This window comes from Ponticaulis profundi (genome assembly GCF_042659465.1).
Classification (GTDB): Bacteria; Pseudomonadota; Alphaproteobacteria; order Caulobacterales; family Hyphomonadaceae; genus Ponticaulis; species Ponticaulis profundi.
This window is the reverse complement of sequence record NZ_JBHSSW010000066.1, coordinates 316,825-339,491: the sequence shown is the minus strand read 5'-3', so window position 1 is coordinate 339,491 and position 22,667 is coordinate 316,825. Positions and strand designations below refer to the sequence as shown.

Sequence of the window (22,667 nt, the reverse complement as noted above, 5' to 3'; positions counted from 1 at the left end):
AATGAATAAAAAGATTGCCGTTATTGGCTCTGGCATTTCTGGTTTGTCTGCAGCCTGGGCGCTTCGCGATACCGCTGATGTGACCTTGTATGAAAAGGCGGACCGCCTGGGTGGACATGCTCACACGGTAGACATCGAAATCGGTGGAGCAACCCTGCCCGTAGATGTTGGCTTTATCGTCGCAAACCCACTCAATTATCCCAACTTCATGGCCTTTATGGAATCGCTCTGTGTTGAGACGATCCAGAGCGACATGAGCTTTTCTGTGAGCGATCCAAATGGATATGAATGGTCGAGCAATCCTGGTGGTTTGTTTGCACAGAAGCGAAATCTGTTCCGATTGAGCTATTTGAAGCTCCTGCAGGAAATTCTCAAATTCAACGAAACTGCGCGACGCGATGCTGATGCCGATAATGTTCCGATCGGAATGTCGCTCGGACAGTATCTCGATGGATTGAACGCGACGGAGCGCTTCCGGACCAACTATATCCTCCCGATGGGCGCCGCAATCTGGTCGACCCCGGAAGCGAAGATGCTCGATTATCCCGCGCGCTCTTTTCTGAATTTCTTCAACAACCATCGGCTGCTGCACACCGAGCGACCGAAATGGCGAACGGTGCGGGATGGTAGCATCAGCTATGTGAGAGAAATCGCAAAAGATCTGGGAGACCGCGTTCTTCTTGGAAAAGAAGTCACACAAATCCGAAAGACGCGCGATTTCATCGAAGTGTGGACGGATGACGGTGAGACCATGTTCGATGAGGTCATCCTTGCCTGCCATGCCGATGAGGCGCGCGAATTACTCGGCGATGGCTATGAGCATCAAAAGAGCATTCTTTCAGACATTCATTTCATCGATAATACCGCCTATTTGCACAGCGATCCGTCTTTAATGCCGAAACGAAAAGCTGCGTGGGCGTCATGGAACGTTCTGAAGTCCGGGCAAAAAGCGGTGAGCCTGACATACTGGATGAACAAGCTTCAGAAGCTGAAAACCGACACCCCAGTTTTTGTTACACTCAATCCTTCGCATGCTCCGGCTACTGACAAACTCTACCAAACGTTTGAGTTTACCCACCCGGCTTTCGATCTTGCCATGAATGACGCCCGGGACCTTCTTGAGCGCGCAAACGGTCGCAATGGGCTGTGGTTTGCCGGTGCATGGCTCGGTCATGGCTTTCATGAGGACGGCTTGAAATCCGGTCTACGGGTTGCGCTTGAGTTGGGGGGACGAATTCCCTGGACGCCGGTCGGTATAGCGCCCTTCCCTAAATCAGACGAAGAGACTAGTTTCAGCACTGTCGAAAACATCACAGCTGCTGCACAGTAAGCTGCAATGATGGATGCAATTTACCTCTTTAAAGGCCAAACCCGGCACAAGCGGTTCCATCCAATGGAACACGCATTTCGCTACGGTCTTACCCTGATCGATCTCGATGTAGATGAACTGGAAGCGGCTGACGGTGTTTCGTCGATTTTTTCAATTGATCGGCACAATTGGGTCAGCTTTGATTCGGCTTCACGCGGGTCACTTGGTGAGGAGCCACTGGGAACATGGGCGCGTCGAGCCTTTGAAAATGCCGGCATTTCATCAAACGAATGCCAGATTAGATTGCTGACATTTCCAAGAACCGAATTCTACAGTTTTGCGCCGATATCTGTCTGGCTTTTGCTGGACCGGAATGAAACCCTTCGTGGCCTGATCTACGAAGTGAACAACACCTTTGGAGAGCGCCACAGCTATGTCGCCCGTGCAGAAGGGCATGTGAGCCGCCATGAAGCGCAGAAATCGTTTCACGTTTCTCCGTTTTTCGATGTCACCGGTTCGTATCGTTTCTCCGTGAAAAATGAAGAAGATCGTTTCTCTCTCACAATCGAGAACATCGTCGACGGCGAGATAACGCATATCGCTACGCTGTCCGGTGAGAGACACAAAGCAACAACTTCGCGTTTTATCGCGTTGCTATTGGCTTCGCCTTTTTCGGGGTTTGGTGTAACATTAGCCATCCACTGGGAAGCATTGAAGCTTTGGTTGAAAGGCGCAAAGTACCGCTCGAAGCCTCCAGTGCCAGACCGGCCGATAACGAAAACCCGGTCCTGCAATGAGGCAGTTGCGGCCTGCAAGAGGAACGCACAATGACTGCTACACACGTAAGAACGACAAAAGATGTTCGGTCGATCGCGAATCTTCCCACTTCCGTTAGGCTGGCCTTTCTGGCGCTGACGAAAACGAAAATTGGTTCGCTCATTATTGAACTTCCAGATGGACGCAGCTTCCTGTTTGATCAAGGCAAGGCCGGTCCCTCCGGAAAGATATGTGTCAGAGATACAAAAATGGCGGGCCGCGTTCTGAGTGGCGGGGATGTCGGTTTTGCTGAAAGCTATATGGATGATCAGTTCTCGACACCGGATCTTGCTGCCGTTCTGGAATATTTTGCCGTCAATTTCGAAGCAGCTGGTCGACTCTCAAGAGGTTCGCCGATCCGGAACGCGGTCACAAAAGTGCTTGATGCACTGCTGAAAAAGAACACCAAGCGCGGCTCGAAACAGAATATCCTCGCACACTATGATCTCGGCAATGAGTTTTATGCCAAATGGCTCGACCCGACCATGACGTACTCGTCTGCCATCTATACGCCCGGTGAAGACATGGTGCCGGCCCAGCAGCGCAAATATGAATCTATTGCTCAGAAGATCGAAGCGGGTCCCGATGCCCACATTCTGGAAATCGGTTCTGGCTGGGGTGGGTTTGCGGAGCATACGGCAAAAGAATTTGGCTCTCGTATTACGACGATTACAATCTCCGATGCGCAGCATGCCTATGCGAGCAAGCGGATCTTCGAAGCCGGCCTGGCAGAACGTGTGAAGGTCGAACTGAGAGACTATCGTGATGTCGATGGCCAGTATGACGGTGTTGCGTCTATCGAGATGTTTGAAGCAGTCGGAGAGGAGTACTGGCCGGGCTATTTCGACAAGGTGCGATCTGTACTCGGCGACGGAAAGCGTGCTGCACTGCAGATCATAACGATCGATGATGCCTTGTTCGAGAGCTATCGCAAACGTGTCGATTTCATTCAGCGTTATGTGTTTCCAGGCGGCATGCTGCCGAGCATTGATGCCTTGAAAGATCAGTTCAGCCGCGCCGGTCTCGCCTTCGAGCAGGCTCAGATGTTTGGGCAATCCTACGCTCAGACACTCAACAGCTGGGCGACTTCATTCCGCGATGCATGGCCGGAAATCGAACGCATGGGATATGACCGGGCGTTTCGAAATCTCTGGGAGTATTATCTGTGCTACTGCGAAGCTGGTTTCAAAACCGGCCGAACAGATGTCGGCCAGTTCGTTGTCAGGCGCTCCTAGCGCCTGACCCTACCCTTTGAGGTGATATTCGATCGATTGCCCGCGGGCCTCGAACTGACATTTTACCCAACGACCAGATTGATCATACCAGAGGTCTACGGTGAGGTCTGACACAAGTCTGTAGCGGTCAGCCGTCAGGGTCTCGTCACCGACTTTGACGGTTTCCGTACCGACTTTTTCGACTTTAACGTCGAGGATTTCACCATTTTCAGAAGACAAAATCTTTTGAGATTTGATCTGGTTCAGATTCCAATGGCTCGATGGCACGATGTCCGAGGGAACCTCGCCTTCATAACCAGACCCGTCTACCAGGAGAACGTCACCTTGTGCTTCGACATCGAGGGTGAGTGTATCGCCATCCTTTTTTGTGACGCCGTCCATCTGTGACAGGCGGCCATTGACCCATATTTCATCGCTTTCATGGGCATAGTAGAAAATGCGGATTGGCCCCAGAGATGCTTCCAGCTCAATGTCATTTCGTACTTTGATTTCGCCATCTGACACAGCGAAACGGACGGTATGCTCACCGAAGGACTTCCCATTTCGAGTCACGTCAAAATCAAGAACTTCACCATCTGAGGGAGACCAGGGAAGTTGTGAATCCGGCTCGGCGAAAGATTGCGGTGCCAGCGCGAGAACGAAGGCGGCGATAACGGGTCTTAAGGCAGGAAGCATCTGATTCTCCTGATGATTAGAGGATTTCTAAACTCTCTTTAGAGCGGGTTCCTTTGACGATGCAGCTTCCTATCTTCTACGAAACCAACGCGCCTCTGGATTGGTAAATTCCATTGATAGGGCCGTTCACTCGCACTAGTCTGACGGAAACAGGGAGACGCTGAAGATGACCATCCACCAAAGTGTCGTTGACGCAATCGGCAATACGCCACTCATCAAGCTGAAACGCGCATCGGAGGAAACTGGTTGCACCATTCTCGGGAAAGCTGAGTTTTTAAATCCCGGCCAATCCGTCAAAGACCGTGCAGCACTTGGCATTATCCGGGATGCCGAGGCGTCAGGCCGTCTTCGTCCGGGCGGCACCATTGTCGAGGGAACCGCAGGCAATACCGGAATCGGGCTAGCACTCGTAGGAAACGCGTTGGGCTATAAGACCGTCATCGTCTTCCCCCGTACCCAATCGCAGGAAAAGCGAGACGCGATCAATATTCTGGGAGCGACCCTGATTGAGGTCGACGCCGTCCCATACGCAAACCCAAACCATTACGCGCGCTATTCCGGTCGGTTGGCTGAAGAGCTGAATGAGACTGAACCAAATGGAGCAATCTGGGCGAACCAGTTCGACAATACAGCAAATCGCAAAGCGCATTATGAGGGCACCGGCCCAGAGATCTATGATCAACTCAATGGGAAAGTAGATGGGTTCATTTGCGCCGTTGGATCTGGTGGCACATTGGGCGGTGTTTCAATGGCGCTCAAGGAACGGAACAAGGACATCAAGATCGGCATCGCTGACCCGGGCGGCGCTGCGCTCTACGGCTATTATAAGGATGGCGAACTGAAATCCGAGGGGACGTCCATAACCGAAGGCATCGGTCAGGGACGTATTACAGGCAATCTGGAAAATGTAGAGGTCGACCTCGCCTATCGTATTCACGACGCAGACGCGCTGAAAATACTGTTCAGCATGGTGCAGGAAGAAGGTCTCTGCCTTGGGGGCTCTGCCGGTGTGAATATTGCCGGTGCGATCGAAATGGCAAAAGAGCTCGGGCCTGGCCACACCATTGTAACGGTGCTGTGCGACTATGGTAACCGGTATCAGAGCAAACTGTACAACCCAGAATTCCTGCGCTCGAAAGATCTGCCTATTCCGCCCTGGATGGCCTAAACCGGAAAGGAAAAGCCATGCCCATTGAAGATCCTATGGTCTCTGCCGACTGGCTGAAATCTCATCTGGAATCGCCAGACATTCGCGTCATTGATGCCAGCTGGATCCCGCCATGGTCTGAGGCTTCTGCTCCCGGCGCTGCCAAGCGTCTTTATTCACAGGCGCATATTCCGGGTGCGGTCTATTTCGATATCGATGACATCGCAGACGAAGACAGCTCCCTTCCGCACATGTTGCCGAGCCCCGAAAAGTTTTCCTCCCGCGTCAGAAAACTGGGCCTTGGCGATGGGCACAGGCTTGTCGTTTATGACCGGTCGGGTTTTATGGCCTCTGCCCGCGTGTGGTGGATGTTCCGGGTGATGGGACATTCCGATATCAAGGTCCTCGATGGCGGCTGGCAGGCATGGGAAGCGTCAGGCGGCCCTGTTGACGACATGCCGCCTATTCCAGGCGAACGACACTTTACAGTTCGGTTCCAGAACCAGCTCCTGAAGAATTTCACTCAGGTCCAGCAGGCCTCTTCGGACGAGCAAACGACCATTCTGGATGCGCGTCCTGAAGGACGTTTTTCTGGCAAGGATCCAGAACCTCGTGAAGGTTTGTCCTCCGGCCACATTCCGGGATCTTTCAGCACACCGGCAACCACACTGGTCGACAGCTCAGGCTGCCTGAAATCCAAACAAGAGCTCGAAGACATTCTTGGATCGCACTTGTCGGCGCCGCACCTTGTTACAAGTTGCGGTTCAGGCGTCAGCGCGGCTCTCATACTCTTGGCGCTGCACCGATTGGGGCGCGATGATGCTGCACTATATGATGGCTCCTGGACGGACTGGGCTTCGCAGCCGAACCCGGATATCGCGACAGCATGAGCGCTGACGGGAAAAAACTTTCGACGCGACTGGTTCACGCTGCAAGATCTGCGGACGCGTTTGATGGGGCCGTCAATCCGCCCATTCAGCGTGCCTCAACGCTTCTCACTGAGGACGTTGATAAACTCTATTCAGGCACAAAGTCTTTGTACGGACGAATGGGCCTGAAATCTCATCAGGTTCTTTCTGATGCGATGAGTGAACTTGAAGGCGCGTCCTACACACAGCTGGCAAGTTGCGGCTTAAATGCCTGCGCCCTTGCGCTCGCTGCCGCGGTCGAAGCGGGCGACCATTTGATCGCGTCTGATTCGGTCTATGGGCCCACACGGCGTTTCTGCGAGCGACGTCTCAAGGCGATGGGTGTTGAAGCAAGCTTTTTCAATCCGAGAGATCTCGAACAACTCAAAAGCCTGATCCGCCCAAATACAAAAGCCATCTTTCTGGAGGGGCCTGGCTCGCTCACATTCGAGCTGCATGATGTCGAACCGATTGTTGAACTCGCACGCCAGGAAAATATCTTCACCATCTTTGATAACACCTGGTCTGCGGGCGTCTTTTTCAAGCCGCTGGACTGGGGGCTCACAGCTTCAGTTCAGGCGCTGACAAAGTATGTCATAGGCCATTCCGATGGCTTTGGCGGAGCTGTCATGACAAACGACCGGACGTTCGAAAGACGCCTGTTCGAAACAGCCTCTGACTGGGGCATTTCCATGTCACCCGATGACGTCTATCTCGCCCAGCGTGGTCTACGCAGTCTGGAACTACGGATCCGGGAACAAGGGCAAAAAGGCATCGACCTCGCTCATTGGCTGGAAAAGCACCCAGCTGTTGAAACCGTACACCACCCGGCTTTGGCATCACATCCCGATCACGAGATATGGACACGCTATTATAGCGGCGCCTCAGGCCTGTTTGGCTTCACGCTCAAGCCCGCTGAAAAACCTGCATTGAAGCGCTTTTTCGATTCGCTAGAGCTTTTCGGTTTCGGTTTTTCATGGGGTGGCTTTGAAAGCCTCATGATCCCGTGTGACCCTCAGTTGAAACGAAGCGAGTCGCCGGACTGGAAAAGCCGCGACCGCGGCGCGCTCATTCGCGTCAGTGTGGGGCTGGAATCAATCGATGACCTGAAAGCTGACCTGCGACAGGCGTTTGACAGAATGGCGTCGTAGCCGCGCATGGCGACCCCTGCAGGACTCGAACCTGCAACCGTCGGATTAGAAGTCCGGTGCTCTATCCAGTTGAGCTAAGGGGCCGGAGCGACCTAATGCGTCCAGGGTTGTTTTCTGTCCGCAGAAAAATTGGCGCTGTAGGATTTCACCAGGCGCTTGGCATCACGTGGCTCTTCCACTGAGAAAACGAGATTCTCACGCTTTGCGTAGGCAATTGCCTCATCGCGCGTGTCGAATGTGAGTTTTACCTGAGAGCGCGTGTCGCTGTTGGAAACCCAGCCCATCAGTGGGTCTGTGGTCCGGCTGGACGGCGGCGTAACGTATTCCAAAATCCAGTCTGTCGACTTTGCCTTGCCAGATTGCATGGCGGTCTTAGCTGGTCTGTAGATACGCGCTTCCATACCTAACCTCTAAATCTAATGGTCGGAGTGGAGAGATTCGAACTCCCGACCCTCTGGTCCCAAACCAGATGCGCTACCAGACTGCGCTACACTCCGACGAGGCGCCCTGAATAATGCGGTCTGGCGCCGAACTCAAGGGGTCATTTTGCTTTTCGGCGCAGAAGATTGAAAACACCCACTGCATGGGCCGCAATTTGTTCGTTATTACGCAGAAGATCTGCCTCCACGTGAACAATTTCGCCCCTTGTTTCAATGTGTTGGGGCTTGGCGACCAGCCAATCACCGATTCGGACGGTTTCCAGAAAATCGAGTGACAAACGCATCGTGACAGACGAGCGCTTGGTTGCTTTCCAGACGGCCCAGGCCAGCGCACCATCGGCAAAGGCAGAAATCATACCGCCGTGCAAAAAGCCCAGTCCGTTACAGTGACGCTCAAGAATATGAAGTCCGACTTCCAGTGTCTGGCCGTCATCCTTGCGATAGATCGGGCCATTATGCGTTGTGAACGGACCGCGACCTGCATCCGCAAAAAAGCCTTCTGGCGGCACAAATTCTATGTCGCCTGACGGATCGCTCATTCGTCTGTCACATCGATGTCTGACGTGTCAGATTCCGGCTCAACGACATCCAGATCGATGATGTCTTCGCTCACATCTGAATTGAACATTGGATGCTGAACCATATCGCCCGGCTCAATGGCAAAGGCTTTCACCTGCCCTGCAGCAAGTTCCAGAACCCCTTTCACAGGTATGCCAGGATTGATGAGGCGCTCTGAGTAAGGCTGAACATGTTGTGCGATCGCCAGAACTTCGCCGTCTTCGTCAAGAAACAGCATATCCAGGCCGAAGGAGACATTCCGCATATACATATTGGCTTCACGCGGATCACCAAAGTCAAACAGCATGCCGCGATCCGCTGCAATTCCATCGCGGTACATCAGGCCCGTCGCCAGTTCGTCTGGATCGTCAGCCAGTTCGACGGTGATCGTCGTCTCAGCGTCGTCCGTGACGATCACAAGTTCGGATTCCGGCAAGGATTGCGCCTGGTCCTGGGCAAACGCACCAAACACCAGACCGGATGACAGCAACAGCGGCAAGACGTATTTCATGACTGATCCCTAGCGCGAAGGCCGAATGCCAGCAAGCATTCTCAGCTGCTGGCTATGGTGCTTTCTCTTGGTCGCCTTCAGGACGCGAGCTTCAGAAACTCGACATGCTGGCCCTTCGGGCCGTCAAGAATCTGTGCCTGAAGCAGCTGACCCTCCTGAAGGTCTTCAAGACCGGCCTTTCGGACGGCGACCATGTGGATGAAAATGTCTTTCTCGGCTTCGTCCGGACGCACGACGAAGCCGTAACCTTTTGCTCGGTTAAACCATTTCACCTGCACCGTTTCGAGATCACTTTCCCCGGAAGAGATCGTCTCGATTTTTGCAGGTTCGTAGGATCGAATCTCAACCGCCTGCAAGCCGCGTTCACGCCGGATTGCAACGCAAGACAAGCGACTTCCTTCGACCATTGATGATAATCCAGCCTGCCGCAAACAACTGACATGCACCATGACGTCTTCACCACGTGCAACCGTGGGAGCCGGATCTGGTGTCAGGAACCCATACCCCTTGACGGCGTCGAACCATTTCACAACGCCTGAAAGTTCCAGTTTTTCGGTGTCAGTTGTTTCGGCTTCCTGATCAGGAAAGCCTTCCTTCATAGCCCCACTTACTACCCTCTAAGTCCGCAATGGACCAAGGTTAGCACAGCTTGTTCGGATGACCAGAGAGAAAGAGAAAGTTGGCACGCCCTAGGGGAATCGAACCCCTCTTTCCAGGTTGAAAACCTGGCGTCCTAACCGATAGACGAAGGGCGCGCTCGGTGGAGAACCGGGATATATAGACCTGCTTTCTGGGATGCAAGCCCTATTTTTCACTTTATGTGAATTGCATCGAAAATTTCGAACTGAACACTGCTTCGCCCCTGCCAGGTGTTGCGTTCAACATAGCCCAGCACATCGATAACGTTGTCTTTGACGAGCACATCACCCAGTGGGCGACCATCAACCCGCCAGGCAACAGCGTCGATTTTCCCGGTCCCGTCATGCAACAGGACTTTTTTGTGATTTTTTCCGATGATTTTCGAAAATTCGACCCGGGCATTCCTGATTCTGATCAGTGGTTTTGGCGATTCAGCGCCGTATGGCCCTGCTTTTTCGATGATTTCGATGAGGTTCATGTCTAATGCCGATCCGAATACGTCGACATCAATCTGGACCTCGCGGGCCTGAGCCAATTCTTCTGTGAATAACTCTGGGTTCTGATTCAGATAGCCCCGCAGTTCATCGATTCGATTGCGTTCAACGCTCAGGCCGCCAGCCATGGCGTGTCCGCCGCCAGCGGCAAGAATGCCTGCCTCAGCAGCTTTCGAAATGGCGCTGCCGAGATTGATACCAGGAACAGAGCGGCCTGACCCTTTTGCAAGTTCACCGAACTCCTCTCCCCAGCCGATCACGATAACGGGGCGATGAAACTCATCCTTCAGACGGCCTGCCGTGATACCAATCACTCCCGGATGCCAGCCTTCCCCTGATGCAACGAGGATTTGTGTGTCAGGTGCCTCTGCCAGCGTATTTTCGATCTGGTGACGCGCTTGCTGCAGAATGTCGTGCTCGACCTGCTTGCGGATTTCGTTGAGCGAGAAGAGCTGTTCAGCGATACCAAGAGCTTCATCCATGCGCTCCGACGCAAGAAGACGCGTTGCTAGCCAGGGATCACCGATTCGTCCGCCAGCATTCATCTGCGGCCCTATACCAAAAGTAAGATCGGTGACGCTGCGCGGCGCGCTTCGCCCTGAAACCTGAGAGAGCGCCAGCAAGCCGACACTTTCATCGCGTTGAAGGATTTTGAGCCCCTGCACCACGAAGGCTCGGTTCACGCCTTTCAGAGGTGCCATATCGCAAAGCGTACCCAGCGCGCACAGATCAAGAAACGAGAAGAGGTCCGGCAGCTCGGATGGTGCTTTGCCTCTTTTGCGAAGTTCACGGTTCAGCGCGGCAAGAAGCACGAACACGACGCCTGCTGCTGCCAGATGCCCCTGCCCCGACGCACAATCAGGTCGATTTGGATTCACGAGCGCTGCGCAGGCCGGAACGGCTCCATGCATCAGATGGTGATCCAGCACGACGACAGGCAGGTCGATACGATCCGCATGCGCAAGCGCATCGAGCGCAGCGGCGCCGCAATCGACAGTGATGACCAGGTCCAGCCCTTCATCCTTCAGATGCTGAAATGCATCCGCAGAAGGCCCATATCCTTCCTTGATACGGTCCGGCACGTAAAGGACGAGCTCTTGCCCAAAGTGGCGAAAATACTTGATCAGCTGCGCCGCGCTGGTCGCGCCATCGACATCATAATCCGCGAATACCGCGATACGCTTTCCCGACAGCAAACCGTCAATGATCAAGCTGGCCGCTTTATCCATATCCGCAAAGCTGGAAGGATCCGGAAAGAGTGCCTTCAGGCTTGGGTTCAGAAACCCATCGACATCGGCCGAAGATACGCCGCGAGACAGGAGCAACGCACTCAGGGTGTCATCAAGTCCACTTTCGCGGGCGAAGGTGGATACAGATTCCGGGTCTAAGGCAGGTCCGTTCCAGTAAAGACCACGACAGCTAATCGTTCGGTCATTCGAGACACGTGATTCGTTTTCAGCATTCATGCTATTGTTATAGCGGACGGCTGGTCCTGACGCGACGTGTCGCCCCATCATAAGACGTCATGATGAGCGTTTCGGTTTCAACGCGGCCATCCTTTCGAATGACACCATCCAGCAAACCGCCACGTGTTACGCCTGTGGCACAGAATACCGTTGGCAGTGAAACCATCTCATCCAGTTTATAAATCCGGCCAAAGTCCTTGATTCCGGCGCGGGCGGCTCGTGCTTTCTCGTCTTCATTGCGGAAAAAGAGACGTCCCTCCATCTGGCCGCCAATACATTTCATGGCAGACGCAGCGAGAACGCCTTCAGGTGCGCCGCCCTGACCAAGATACATATCGATCCCGGTCGCTTTGTCTGTCGTGTTGATCACACCGGCAATATCACCATCCGTAATCAGGACGACTCGTGCGCCCACTGATCGACATGATTCGATGATTTTCTCATGGCGCGGACGGTCGAGAATGCAGACGCTGATATCTTCAGGCGCGACACCTTTGGCCTTTGCCAGAGCAAGCACATTGTCACTCGGCGACTGATCCAGGGTGACAAGGCCCGGCTCATAACCCGGTCCAACCGCAATCTTGTCCATATAAACGTCAGGCGAATGCAGCATGCCGCCCCGAGGCGCGATTGCGAGCACAGAAAGCGCATTCGGCATGCACTTTGCTGTCAGCGTCGTTCCTTCGAGTGGGTCTAGCGCAATGTCGATTTCCGGGCCGTCGCCCGTGCCAACCTCTTCGCCAATGTAAAGCATGGGTGCTTCATCGCGCTCGCCCTCGCCGATAACGATGCGCCCCTGCATCGGTATCTGATTGAGGGCTTCACGCATGGCGTCGACAGCTGCCTGATCGGCCTGCTGTTCGTCTCCACGTCCCGCAAGATCGAAGGCCGCGATTGCTGCGGCCTCGGTTGCGCGGATGATTGCGTTGGCAAGAATTGGGTCCATGAATCGTTCAGGCATGATCGCCCCGTGATTGAAACTTACCCTGCTTCGATACGGATCGTTCGCGCTGGGTCAACCACCGCAGGAAGTGAATCGATACGTTTCTTGGCATCATGCACAGCGGCGTAGGTGCATTTGTGGGTCTTGATCGCAATCGGAGCATACTCCTGATCGCCAGCCGAATCCTGAAGTAACTCGTCGACGGAAACATCTGACACAGCAAGAGCGTCGGTCAGGCTGGCCAATGCGCCGGCACGGTCAGCGAGGTCGACGCGAATGAGATACTTCGACTCAGACTTCGAGACATCTTCAGGCGCACACAGAGTCGTATTGAGCGATCCAACATCATGACCGAGCACCTTACGGTTATCGCCGGCAATCAAAGCAGAGATGTCACCAAGCACCGCACTGGCTGTCGGACCTGCGCCCGCACCAGGGCCTGTGAAGGTCATTGGTCCGGCGTGAACCGTTTCGACCATCACGGCGTTCAATGGCCCGTCAATCTGAGCGAGAGGCGACTTCATCGGCAAGAGAACCGGTTCTACCCGGCAGATAACACCATTCTCAGTGTTCACGCCCTCGGCAATCAGCTTGATCTTGTGATCGAGCTTTTTGGCGAACTGGAGATCTTTAAGCTGGATTGTATCAACGCCGCTCAGACTGATTTTTGAGAAATCCAGTGGAACTCCAAAAGCTATCGTCGCCAGAATGGCGATCTTGTGAGCCGCGTCGGTGCCAGAGACATCCAGGAATGGATCAGCTTCGGCATACCCGAGCTTCTGAGCATCAGAAAGGACGTCAGCGTACGGTGCGCCAGTGTTGAGCATTTCGGTCAGGAGATAATTGCACGTGCCATTCAGAATGCCACGGACAGACTTGATCTCTGCACCTGCGAGCGACTCACGCACAGCACGGACAATCGGAATGCCACCGGCAACAGCCGCTTCAAAAAGCAGTGGCGCGCTGTTTTCTTCGGCCAGTTTGGCGAGCTGTTCACCATACTCAGCGATCAGGGCCTTGTTCGCCGTAACAACGGGCTTTCCAAGTGAGAGTGCCGCTTCGACGGCCAACTTTGCCGGACCGTCCGAGCCGCCGATCAATTCAACGAAAACGTCGACATTGTCATCTTTGGCAAGCGCGACCGGATCGTCAAACCATGGATACGGATCGATCGGGACCGGGCGTTTGCGCGACCGATTTCGGGCGCTGATGCCTGCAATTTCGACGACCCCGCCGAGCCGGAGTTTTTCCTGTTCAACGAGTCTTTCGATAAGACCTACGCCCACATTGCCGAGACCAGCAATGCCGAGTTTCAGAGTTGTCATGTCTTCTATCCTGTTGCGGTCTTTTGGTCGCTGTACTTCGACAAGAACTTACGCACATTGCGCGCGGCCTGCCTGATACGCTGCTCATTTTCGACCAGGGCGATGCGAACATACCCTTCCCCGTGTTCACCGAACCCAATGCCAGGAGCAACGCTGACATGTGCTTCATTCAAAAGGGCCAGTGAGAAATCCAGTGATCCCATATGGCGGACTGATTCCGGCAGCGGCGCCCAGGCGAACATGGACGCATCTGGAACCGGTATGTCCCATCCAGCCTGCCCGAAGGATTCAACCAGTGCATCACGACGCGAGCGATATGTTGCGCGCAGTTCGTCAATGCAGGTTTGATCGCCGTTCAGTGCTTCACAAGCTGCCACCTGAATCGGCGTGAAGGCGCCATAGTCCAGATAAGACTTCACGCGTGCGAGTGCACCGATGAGGCGCTCATTACCCGCCGCAAAGCCGACGCGCCAGCCAGCCATATTATAGGTTTTACTGAGTGTGGTCGTTTCGACGCAAATATCCTTTGCGCCGTCGACCTGAAGAATGGATGGAGGCGGATCTCCGAAGTAGATCTCGTTATAGGCGAGATCCGACAGGATCCAGAGCTCATGCTTACGCGCGAAAGCAACCGCTTCCTTGTAGAAATCGAGGTCTACGACATGCGATGTTGGATTGCCGGGATAACAAAGAACCATCGCGGTCGGCGCGGGAACACAGTAGCGCACTGCCCGCCCTAGGCCGGACAAATACTCTTCAGGAGATAAGGCTCGCACGTGCTGGACGGTAGCCCCTGCAATGATGAACCCAAAGGAATGAATTGGATAAGAAGGGTTCGGCGCAAGAATCACGTCGCCAGGTGCAGTCATCGCCTGCGCAAGGTTCACGAATCCTTCTTTCGACCCGAGAGTCGCAATGACTTCGCGATCAGCATCGAGTGTCACACCGAAGCGGCGTTTGTAATAGTTTACATGTGCACGGCGCAGTCCCGGGATACCGCGGGATGCGGAATAGCGGTTCGTCTTCGGCTTCTGAGCGGTCTCGACGAGCTTCTCAACGATATGAGGCGGTGTCGGGAGATCCGGGTTGCCCATTCCGAAATCGATGATATCCGCGCCAGCCGCGCGAAGGGCGGCTTTATTTCGGTTCGTTTGTTCAAAAACGTAAGGAGGCAGGCGACGGATTTTGTGAAATTGAGTCGGGATCATGTTCTGAAAATTCTGTTTGAGATCGGCTTTAGTAAGGCTCTTCGCCCTGGGCGACAAGACGCTGTTGCTCTCGTGCCCACGCGCGCATTTCTTCCGCGGAAACAAAGTCTACCGGCCCTGTCTCCGCGATCATCGCTCGTTGCGCTCGCGCCAGATCTCTTTGCATGGATTCCCATGGTGCCAGACTGTTTGCTTCGAAGTTTTGCTTCGATACACGCTCAAGATCCGGATAGTCCGAACCGGCCAATGCCTCTCTTCGTGTTTCAAACCATTCAGGGCCTGTTGCACTCGCAATGGACGACGCAGACTGACAGGCGCTCACGCCCATAGCAGCGGCAAAAATAAGCACTAAACGCATGCAACTGTCTCCGGCTAAGTCTTTTAGTCATCTCATTCTGATATTATGCTTACTCGTGGGCCATAATGAGGCAAAAGACAATGGCGAGGAAAGTCGACAAGCCATCTCCCGGGACAGCTGACGCGCCGGAAAAATCAGCCAATGAGTCTTCGGCTTCTGCACAGAACAAGGCAGCCGACACTCATAAGGCGCCGGATAAACCGAAGAGTCTCAGCGACATTCTTGCTGAGGCAAGCCCTGCGAAACTGGAAGCCTTATCCAAGAATCTTTCCGATGCCCTGCTGGAGAGTCAGCAGATCCTCATGTCGATGGGATCCTATCAGGCGAAATCTCAGCTTGGCGCGCAAACGGCAGATCCATTCGGCTTTGGCGAAGCCTGGTCGAAGATTGGTGCTGAGTTTGCCCGGCACCCTGAAAAAATGTTCTCCGCACAGATGAATCTCTGGGAAGGACACCTGAACATATGGCGCTCTTTTCTGACCCATCACGAAGAAAAACCCAGCGCTGACAAGAAGTTTTCGGACCCTGAGTGGAACACCAATCCGTTCTTCGAGATGATCCGAAAATCATATGAACTCAACAGTCAGTGGATGCTTAGCCTGGTCTCCGCATCGACAGAAATTGATGAGCATACACGGCGCAAAGCCACCTTCCTCGCCCGGCAAACTGCAGAAGCTTTCTCCCCAACAAATTTTTTCTCAACCAATCCTCAGGCGCTTCGAGCCATGCTGGAAACCGGCGGTGAAAGCCTAATTCAGGGTTTGCGTAACATTCGCAAGGATATTGCGCGCGGCCATGGCCGACTGCTGATCAGTCAGACAGATGCCAGCGCCTTTGAAATCGGGAGGAATATAGCGACGGCGCCCGGCAAGGTCGTTTTCAAGAATGAACTTCTCGAACTCATCCAATATGCACCTACGACGGAGACGACTTTCGAAGTACCGCTGGTCATCTTCCCGCCCTGGATCAACAAATATTACATTCTCGACCTGAAAGAAGAGAACTCAATGATCCGCTGGCTGACCAGTCAGGGATATTCTGTGTTCATCGTTTCCTGGCGATCTGCTGACCATTCTATGAAGGATGTCACCTGGGACGATTATGTGAAGCTCGGTGCGTATGATGTGACACGTAAAGTGTGCGAGCTCATGTCCGTCGAAAAGGTCAATGTCGTTGGGTATTGCATTGGCGGCACAATGCTTTCCTCCGCGCTGGCGCATATGGCAACACATGGCGAGGATCATATTGAATCTGCAACCTTCTTCGCCTCTCAGGCCGATTTCGAAGAAGCTGGCGATCTGCGTGTGTTCACCGACGAGCACGCCCTCTCCTATATCGAGAGCCGAATCGATCTGCATGACGGTATTATGGCTGGCGAAGATATGGGCGAGACGTTCAATTATCTGCGTCCGGCGGACCTCGTCTGGCGTTATGTGATCGACAATTACATGCTCGGCAAAACGCCGAAACCGTTTGACCTGCTGTACTGGAATTCAGATCAGACGAATATTCCGGGCAAGACCCACAAAACGTATCTGGAATGTCTGTATCGCGACAATGACTTATCAAACGGTCAGTTCAAGGTGCAGGGTGAGAAGGTCTCTCTTGCCGACATTCAGCTCCCCTGCCTATTCCAGGCCGGACGGGATGATCACATTGCACCATTTCGTTCTGTCTATCGCACAGCAAAGCGCTTTGGCGGAGACTGCGAACTCGTTCTCGCTGGCTCTGGCCATATTGCGGGTGTGGTGAACCATCCAGACGCGAAAAAGTATCAGCACTGGGTAAACCCGGACCTCGGCGACTCGATCGAGAGCTGGCTGGAACAAGCCGAAGAACACAAGGGGTCCTGGTGGCCGCATTGGGGGAACTGGCTTGAGAAACGCTCAGGCGATCGCATTGCGGCACCCAAGGTAAAGGATGCGGGTCTCGGAGACGCACCTGGCGATTATGTCCGGATGCGCCTTGAAGATCTGGGTGTGGGCGCCTCAGCGAAATAGGCGCCTCACGTCATTACGGGAAGAGCGGCGTAAGGAAGTCGAGCCCCTTTGTTTCATCCAGGCCAAACATCACATTTGCATTCTGCAGGGCCTGACCGGAAGAGCCTTTGATCAGATTATCGATGGCGCCGATAATGATCACGCGACCTTCGGCACGATCCTTGAAGACTGCGATGTCGCAACGATTCGTGCCGCGTACATGACGCGTGTCGGGCGGCAGGTCTCCCAATGGACGGACGCGCACAAACGGTTCATCTTTGAACTGTTCGCTCAACGCTGCGTGTACGGTTTCCACAGTCTCGCCAGCTGACAATTCGGCATAGATGGTAACCAGCTCACCGCGCGTCATCGGAACCAGGTGCGGCGTGAAGGTTACAGTCAGGTCTGCGTCGAATCGTGTCGCGAGCTCCTGCTCAATCTCTGGAGCATGACGGTGCGTACCAACGGCGTAGGAGTGCAGCCCTTCAGCAGCTTCACAGAAGAGATTGCCTTCCTTGAGGCCGCGACCTGCACCGGAAACACCCGATTTGGCATCAATAATGATGTTCTGCTTCGAGATGACACCTGCTGCGGCAACCGGCAGAAGACACAATAGCGTCGCGGTTGGATAGCAGCCAGGACAGGCAACAAGCTCTGCATCCTTCAGAGACAGCCTCGCAAACTCGGTCAGACCATAAATGGCACTCCGAGTCGCTTCGGCATTCAGATGCTCGCGGCCATAGACCGAAGCATAGAGGTCAGCATCGCGAAACCGATAATCTGCCGACAGATCGACGACGCGACAGTTGGACGGTAATTCAGCGATCGCATCCTGGCTCGTGCCATGTGGCAAACAGCTGAAGGCAATGTCCACGTTTGAGAAATTTGCATCTTCCAGACGGACCATCTCGCCATCAAACACACCATTCAGATGAGGAAAGACACTTTCCAGTCGTCGACCCGCCAGAGAATTGGCCGTCGCCGCTGTAATCGTCATATCGGGATGCATGGCCAGAAGGCGCAGCATCTCTGCTCCAGTATAGCCGCTCGCTCCGAGCACAGCAGCGTTCAACTGAGCTGTCTTTCCCATGGTATTTGCTCCAATAAAAAAGGCGCTTCGTACGAAGCGCCTTTGGTAATCGTGTGAATGTCGCGATTAGCGCTTCGAGAACTGGAAGCTGCGGCGCGCTTTTGCACGGCCATACTTCTTACGTTCAACGACGCGAGGGTCACGAGTCATGAAGCCGTAAGGCTTCAGAACAGCACGAAGACCTGGCTCATAAGCGACGAGCGCACGTGAGATACCGTGACGAACCGCACCAGCCTGACCAGACAGACCAGAACCCTTCACTGTACAAATCACGTCAAACTCAGTGCGACGCTCAGCAGCATTCAGAGGCTGCTCGATCACCATCTGGAGCACTGGACGGGCGAAGTACTCAGCCTGGTCCTTGCCGTTTACAGTGATTTTGCCAGAGCCAGGTTTGATCCAAACACGAGCAACAGCAGATTTACGGCGGCCTGTGCCATAAGCACGACCAAACTCGTCGATCTTAGGCTCAACAGGCGTCGCATCAGCAACTGCACCGGTTTCGCCGTTCAGCGTGTTCAGATCTTCAAGGGTCTCAACGGTATCAGACATATGTTAAGCCGCTTTCAGATTCTTAGAGTTCATGGATTTGAAGTCGACCACTTCAGGCTGTTGCGCCTCGTGCGGATGCTCTGACCCAGCATACACGCGCAGTTTTGAAAACTGCTGACGAGCGAGCGAGCTCTCGCGTGGCATCATACGTTTAACGGCGAGTTTCATAACACGCTCAGGAAAACGTCCACGGAGAATGGCATCAGCAGAAAGCTCTTTGATACCGCCCGGGTAACCCGTGTGACGGTAATAGTTTTTCTGCTGGCGCTTGCGACCAGTGAAAACTGCCTTGTCGGCATTGATCACGATCACATGATCGCCGCAATCAACATGCGGTGTATAGTCAGCGCGATGCTTGCCGCGCAGGCGTTTCGCGATGTATGACGCAAGGCGTCCGACAACAACGTCGGTGGCGTCAATCACGACCCACTTGTTTTCGACTTCCGAAGACTTGACCAAATAGGTTTTCATTGCTCCACCCGGAGCCTTTCTTGAGGTTTGTTAAAATGGCAGAGCGCGCGTCACTAAAGCGTACTTACTCACTTGTCAATCGAGTAGCAGCATTCTCTACATTTTTTATTCTAGCATCATGCGGTAGCGGCTCTGAGAAATCTGAAGTTTCCAGCACGAAGAATATCAATGTCCCGATCGTCTGGCAAACATCCGATTTACCGGAATCACTTAGCGGCTTTTCCATTTCGGATGAAGCGCCCGTTCAGATACTCATCGGCATTGGCGGCGAAGTCCGACTTATTGATGTTGATGGCGCACCGGTCGCTCAAAATGGCCCTTACGGCGCAGCCGCTTTCGGAAGCGGTGTCGAAGCTACGATCGAAGACGCTCAGCTTCGTATGTTCCCGGCAATTTCCGCCTCCAATGATGAACTCACACTATATACATATGGTGCAGGCCTCGTTGCGCCTATTGAACTTGAGCTTAATCCCGGCCTGGAAGACAAAATCAAAGGCCTGTGCGCTGCGCCGGCAAATGATGGCTCAGCTCTTCTTCAAACAGCGCACTGGACGGCGCTCGATCCGGCAACGCTCGTATTGGGAGAGATTCGAAACGAGGACGGCGCCATCAGCTACCAGCGCGGCGCAACCATTCCTTATGAGAAGTATATAACGAGCTGCGACATCGATGGCGAATACGTCGCAACGGGTGGCGGCTTCGGTCTAGCGATCCAGAAGGTTGGCGAAGAACCTACGATGATCAACGCGCCTGGTGTTCCAACCCATGTCGCCCTTCAGGCTGATGAAGAATCAGCGTTCGCGATCATGACCCTGTCCGGCGGTAAAGTGATGGCATCGAATCTTGATGGACAAATGGCGTCCATCAATTTTGCTCCAGGTCTTTCAAGTCACCCTCTGGAAGAAGCAGGCGCTCTTGCGGTCAGTTCTGTCGGCACAGTCGGCGGTTTGCCAAACGGCTTCGTAGCGATCGAAAACCAGAAGGGTGATTCGACCCAAATCATTTACAGCGATCTGGGTCTCATCAAAGAAGCACTCTCCAGCGATTAGTAAGACTGCGCTGATCGCCAGACAGCTCGAACCGAGCTCAACAACACCAAGACGCCTAGCCCCTGGTGAACCAGCGCCAGGGGCAAAGGTGCCGCATGAACAAGCGTATAAATGCCCCATGCGACCTGAAGCGCGACCAATCCCAGAACGAGACCGAATCCATTTCTTGCCCGATCTGCTAATGACTGGAACGCAATCCAGAGGGTAGCGACTGTAATCACGTAAGCAAGAATGCGGTGATTGAACTGGGCTGTGGCAACATTTTCAAAAAGGTTGCGAATACCAAGATCCGACTGCCAGTAGCCGGTTGGAACGAACTCGCCAGCCATCATAGGCCAGTCTGTATACGTTCGTCCGGCATCAAGCCCGGCGACAAGCGCTCCCGAAGCCATCTGCAGGAAAATCAAAGCCGCGAAGACACCGAGCACGAGCGACGCATTCGTCTTTGCTGCCTGCACCTTTCGGCCAAGATCGAGCCAATACCAAAGAATGATCACGAGAATCAAAAGCGCGAGACAGAAGTGAGTCATCAAACGATAGGGAGCCACATCCACGCGAGTCGTCTCTCCAATGCCACTTGCAACCATCCACCAGCCGATTGCCCCCTGAAGACCACCAAGCGCGATAAGAACGATATATTTCCAGCCAAGCCCCTGCTTCAGCCAACCAAGTCGCCAAAATGCGATAAGGCCGATAATGGATATGAGACCAATGAGCCGGCCAAAGAGTCTGTGCCCCCACTCCCACCAGTAAATGTACTCGAACTCGGCCAGAGACATGCCGGCGTTCTGTAATTTGTACTCGGCTGTCTGCTGATACTGTTGAAACAGGCTCTGCCATTCAGCGTGAGACAGAGGCGGTAGCGCGCCGGAGATCGGTCGCCATTCTGTAATGGACAGTCCGGAATCGGTCAGACGTGTTGCGCCACCGATCAGGATCATTCCGTAAACGAGAACACCAAGGAGCAGCAACCACGCTCGCATCCAGCGCCGCGCACTCGTCGATAAAACTGGATCACCAGTGTGGATTTCAGTAGTCATGCGCTCTAAATGCTTGAACACCACAATTTGGCAAGTGTGGTTCTGTCGCACCGCCCCCAATAAAGGCTCCTGAGCGCGCTATGAGAAAGTTCCTGGCCATGTTGGCCGTTTGCATCATTATCGCAGTTTATGCGGCAATTGCCGCTACGATCGGCGGCAAACTCGTCGGTCTGCCGCGCTGGCTTCAGATTGTGTATTACGCGATCGCTGGCGTCCTGTGGGTGCTTCCGCTCAAGCCTCTGATGTCTTGGATGAACAAAGCACCCCAGAAGGACAGCCCAACAGATTAAGCCTTCGGCTTTGGCTTCGTGGTGCGCGCACGAGGCTTGCGCTTAGGCTTCGGTTTTTCTTCCGCGACAGCGGGCTTTTCTTCTTCAACCGGCTCGCTTGCAACGTCGCCTGGCTCAGCATCCGGAGCGACGCTATCTAGAACTTCCGGCGTTTCTGGCTCGACTTCAATCGCTGTCGCCTTGCTGTCGCTTTTTTCCGGTTCTGCAGGATCCACATCCGGCGCAACAGTTTCCAGCACAGAGTCTTCTGCAACAGGCTCTTCAATTTCCGCAGGAACGGTTGGTGCAGGCGGCGTATAAGGTGTGTGCTCATAGGCCACATATTCGAGCGAAGAAATAATCGTTTCACCGCCAATAACCGTCTGCCCCGTCAGGAGCCGCGTCTCGGCGCCTATCGGCAGAAATACATCACACCAACCTCCGAGACGGCGAACGCCAATCTTCCGACCGATACGGACATTGTCTCCTGCTTCCAGATCAATATCGAGGCGTGGACCAAGCCCACCAGTCGCGAGCCGAACACCTGCAACACCGTCATCGCCGGTCACGAGAATGAAGGCTTCACGCAAATCAGATTCATCTGGATCTGAAGCAAGCGCCGAAGGCGCGCCCTCTTCCTCAATGAAGCTCTCAACGGAGCCGCTGAGCGGGGAACGCATACCGTTTGCCGTAAATGGGGATGACGCAATGCGGATACGGAAGACTTCCGGAACATCCCAGCGAAGCTCACGAGGGGGCGCAACTGTTGCCACATCGGTCACAATACCATCGCAAGGTGCCACGACGACTTTTGTCATGTCGGGCGGGGTTCGTTCAGAATCTCTGGAAGCCAGCAGAATGGCGACCAGCGCAATCCAGCATATCAATGAGAGAAGCCATCCGATCAGTGGAATGCCACTCACAATGATGGCCAATGCGAGCGCAAGACCACCAAAACCGAGACCCTCAAGATCGAATTTCGCTTTGTACCAGATTGGTAGAGAGTTGGAATTCTTCTTCGCCATCGTATTCCC

At 54.0% G+C, this 22,667-nt stretch carries 24 protein-coding genes and 3 tRNA genes; 9 read left to right on the top strand and 18 right to left on the bottom strand.

From position 1 onward, the window contains the following. The first annotated feature begins 1 nt into the window (after position 1). Genes ACFQDM_RS17590 through ACFQDM_RS17580 form a run of 3 tightly spaced genes read left to right on the top strand, consistent with a single transcriptional unit; the run spans position 2 to position 3,360 of the window. Entirely contained in the window at positions 2 to 1,330 is a 1,329-nt protein-coding gene (locus tag ACFQDM_RS17590) for an NAD(P)/FAD-dependent oxidoreductase (protein WP_377381490.1), read from the top strand. Positions 1,331 to 1,336: 6 nt separating this feature from the next. Continuing rightward, positions 1,337 to 2,140 (top strand): DUF1365 domain-containing protein, encoded by an 804-nt coding sequence (locus ACFQDM_RS17585; RefSeq protein ID WP_377381488.1) that lies wholly within the window; start codon positions 1,337 to 1,339, stop codon positions 2,138 to 2,140. Then, positions 2,137 to 3,360: a class I SAM-dependent methyltransferase gene (locus tag ACFQDM_RS17580; RefSeq protein WP_377381485.1), complete on the top strand. Its 1,224-nt coding sequence runs from the start codon at positions 2,137 to 2,139 to the stop codon at positions 3,358 to 3,360. Before ACFQDM_RS17585 ends, ACFQDM_RS17580 begins: the two co-directional genes overlap by 4 nt. A gap of 9 nt (positions 3,361 to 3,369) precedes the next feature. Here ACFQDM_RS17580 and ACFQDM_RS17575 read toward each other — a convergent pair whose 3' ends face one another. Beyond that, positions 3,370 to 4,035, bottom strand: a complete 666-nt coding sequence (locus ACFQDM_RS17575) for a DUF6134 family protein (protein ID WP_377381482.1) — start codon at positions 4,033 to 4,035, stop codon at positions 3,370 to 3,372. Positions 4,036 to 4,201: 166 nt separating this feature from the next. Here ACFQDM_RS17575 and ACFQDM_RS17570 point away from each other — a divergent pair, with 166 nt between their 5' ends. The 3 genes from ACFQDM_RS17570 to metC are packed head-to-tail and all read left to right on the top strand — an operon-like array spanning position 4,202 to position 7,241. Next, positions 4,202 to 5,203, top strand: a complete 1,002-nt coding sequence (locus ACFQDM_RS17570; protein ID WP_377381481.1) for a cysteine synthase A — start codon at positions 4,202 to 4,204, stop codon at positions 5,201 to 5,203. A gap of 17 nt (positions 5,204 to 5,220) precedes the next feature. Continuing rightward, positions 5,221 to 6,072: a sulfurtransferase gene (locus ACFQDM_RS17565; RefSeq protein WP_377381478.1), complete on the top strand. Its 852-nt coding sequence runs from the start codon at positions 5,221 to 5,223 to the stop codon at positions 6,070 to 6,072. Further along, a complete protein-coding gene (gene metC / locus ACFQDM_RS17560) occupies positions 6,069 to 7,241 on the top strand; it encodes a cystathionine beta-lyase (protein WP_377381476.1) in 1,173 nt (390 codons plus the stop codon). Before ACFQDM_RS17565 ends, metC begins: the two co-directional genes overlap by 4 nt. A 7-nt stretch (positions 7,242 to 7,248) precedes the next feature. Here metC and ACFQDM_RS17555 read toward each other — a convergent pair. From ACFQDM_RS17555 to ACFQDM_RS17500, 12 genes are all read right to left on the bottom strand, one after another. Then, positions 7,249 to 7,325 (bottom strand) — tRNA-Arg (locus ACFQDM_RS17555). Between the two features lie 8 nt (positions 7,326 to 7,333). Then, on the bottom strand, positions 7,334 to 7,642 hold the full coding sequence (locus tag ACFQDM_RS17550; RefSeq protein ID WP_377381473.1) for an ETC complex I subunit: 309 nt from the start codon (positions 7,640 to 7,642) through the stop codon (positions 7,334 to 7,336). Between the two features lie 19 nt (positions 7,643 to 7,661). Next, positions 7,662 to 7,738, bottom strand: a tRNA-Pro gene (locus ACFQDM_RS17545). A 44-nt stretch (positions 7,739 to 7,782) separates the two neighbouring features. Next, complete coding sequence (locus tag ACFQDM_RS17540; RefSeq protein ID WP_377381470.1) at positions 7,783 to 8,220, bottom strand: PaaI family thioesterase; 438 nt, start codon at positions 8,218 to 8,220, stop codon at positions 7,783 to 7,785. Beyond that, a complete protein-coding gene (locus tag ACFQDM_RS17535; protein ID WP_377381468.1) occupies positions 8,217 to 8,750 on the bottom strand; it encodes a DUF192 domain-containing protein in 534 nt (177 codons plus the stop codon). The genes ACFQDM_RS17540 and ACFQDM_RS17535 overlap by 4 nt, the downstream gene beginning before the upstream one ends. Positions 8,751 to 8,827: 77 nt before the next feature. Further along, on the bottom strand, positions 8,828 to 9,349 hold the full coding sequence (locus ACFQDM_RS17530) for a cold-shock protein (protein ID WP_377381466.1): 522 nt from the start codon (positions 9,347 to 9,349) through the stop codon (positions 8,828 to 8,830). Between the two features lie 81 nt (positions 9,350 to 9,430). Then, positions 9,431 to 9,505, bottom strand: a tRNA-Glu gene (locus ACFQDM_RS17525). A gap of 56 nt (positions 9,506 to 9,561) precedes the next feature. Beyond that, the gene (gene recJ, locus ACFQDM_RS17520; protein ID WP_377381464.1) at positions 9,562 to 11,349 is read right to left on the bottom strand and encodes a single-stranded-DNA-specific exonuclease RecJ; all 1,788 of its coding nucleotides are present in this window, start codon (positions 11,347 to 11,349) and stop codon (positions 9,562 to 9,564) included. A gap of 7 nt (positions 11,350 to 11,356) precedes the next feature. Beyond that, a complete protein-coding gene (gene glpX / locus ACFQDM_RS17515; RefSeq protein ID WP_377381462.1) occupies positions 11,357 to 12,310 on the bottom strand; it encodes a class II fructose-bisphosphatase in 954 nt (317 codons plus the stop codon). A 20-nt stretch (positions 12,311 to 12,330) separates the two neighbouring features. After that, positions 12,331 to 13,617, bottom strand: a complete 1,287-nt coding sequence (locus ACFQDM_RS17510; RefSeq protein ID WP_377381459.1) for a homoserine dehydrogenase — start codon at positions 13,615 to 13,617, stop codon at positions 12,331 to 12,333. 5 nt (positions 13,618 to 13,622) lie between these two features. Further along, entirely contained in the window at positions 13,623 to 14,822 is a 1,200-nt protein-coding gene (locus ACFQDM_RS17505) for an LL-diaminopimelate aminotransferase (RefSeq protein ID WP_377382493.1), read from the bottom strand. Between the two features lie 31 nt (positions 14,823 to 14,853). Further along, positions 14,854 to 15,183, bottom strand: a complete 330-nt coding sequence (locus tag ACFQDM_RS17500; protein ID WP_377381458.1) for a hypothetical protein — start codon at positions 15,181 to 15,183, stop codon at positions 14,854 to 14,856. 80 nt (positions 15,184 to 15,263) lie between these two features. Here ACFQDM_RS17500 and ACFQDM_RS17495 point away from each other — a divergent pair, with 80 nt between their 5' ends. Continuing rightward, on the top strand, positions 15,264 to 17,183 hold the full coding sequence (locus tag ACFQDM_RS17495) for a PHA/PHB synthase family protein (protein ID WP_377381456.1): 1,920 nt from the start codon (positions 15,264 to 15,266) through the stop codon (positions 17,181 to 17,183). Positions 17,184 to 17,196: 13 nt separating this feature from the next. On the opposite strand, the gene argC is transcribed toward ACFQDM_RS17495, so the two are convergent. The 3 genes from argC to rplM all read right to left on the bottom strand — a co-directional run bounded on the left by argC (position 17,197) and on the right by rplM (position 19,275). Beyond that, positions 17,197 to 18,252 (bottom strand): N-acetyl-gamma-glutamyl-phosphate reductase, encoded by a 1,056-nt coding sequence (argC, locus tag ACFQDM_RS17490; protein ID WP_377381454.1) that lies wholly within the window; start codon positions 18,250 to 18,252, stop codon positions 17,197 to 17,199. Between the two features lie 66 nt (positions 18,253 to 18,318). Next, the gene (gene rpsI, locus ACFQDM_RS17485) at positions 18,319 to 18,804 is read right to left on the bottom strand and encodes a 30S ribosomal protein S9 (protein WP_377381451.1); all 486 of its coding nucleotides are present in this window, start codon (positions 18,802 to 18,804) and stop codon (positions 18,319 to 18,321) included. A gap of 3 nt (positions 18,805 to 18,807) precedes the next feature. Further along, on the bottom strand, positions 18,808 to 19,275 hold the full coding sequence (rplM, locus tag ACFQDM_RS17480; protein ID WP_377381448.1) for a 50S ribosomal protein L13: 468 nt from the start codon (positions 19,273 to 19,275) through the stop codon (positions 18,808 to 18,810). A 20-nt stretch (positions 19,276 to 19,295) separates the two neighbouring features. Here rplM and ACFQDM_RS17475 point away from each other — a divergent pair, with 20 nt between their 5' ends. Continuing rightward, positions 19,296 to 20,324 carry a hypothetical protein gene (locus ACFQDM_RS17475; RefSeq protein WP_377381446.1) on the top strand — a complete coding sequence of 343 codons (1,029 nt, stop codon included), beginning with the start codon at positions 19,296 to 19,298 and terminating at the stop codon, positions 20,322 to 20,324. On the opposite strand, the gene ACFQDM_RS17470 is transcribed toward ACFQDM_RS17475, so the two are convergent. After that, positions 20,321 to 21,364 (bottom strand): COX15/CtaA family protein, encoded by a 1,044-nt coding sequence (locus tag ACFQDM_RS17470; RefSeq protein WP_377381443.1) that lies wholly within the window; start codon positions 21,362 to 21,364, stop codon positions 20,321 to 20,323. The genes ACFQDM_RS17475 and ACFQDM_RS17470 overlap by 4 nt on opposite strands. 80 nt (positions 21,365 to 21,444) lie before the next feature. Here ACFQDM_RS17470 and ACFQDM_RS17465 point away from each other — a divergent pair, with 80 nt between their 5' ends. Next, on the top strand, positions 21,445 to 21,654 hold the full coding sequence (locus ACFQDM_RS17465) for a DUF2842 domain-containing protein (protein ID WP_377381441.1): 210 nt from the start codon (positions 21,445 to 21,447) through the stop codon (positions 21,652 to 21,654). Here ACFQDM_RS17465 and ACFQDM_RS17460 read toward each other — a convergent pair. Further along, a complete protein-coding gene (locus tag ACFQDM_RS17460; protein WP_377381439.1) occupies positions 21,651 to 22,658 on the bottom strand; it encodes a phosphatidylserine decarboxylase in 1,008 nt (335 codons plus the stop codon). The genes ACFQDM_RS17465 and ACFQDM_RS17460 overlap by 4 nt on opposite strands. Between the last annotated feature and the right edge of the window lie 9 nt (positions 22,659 to 22,667).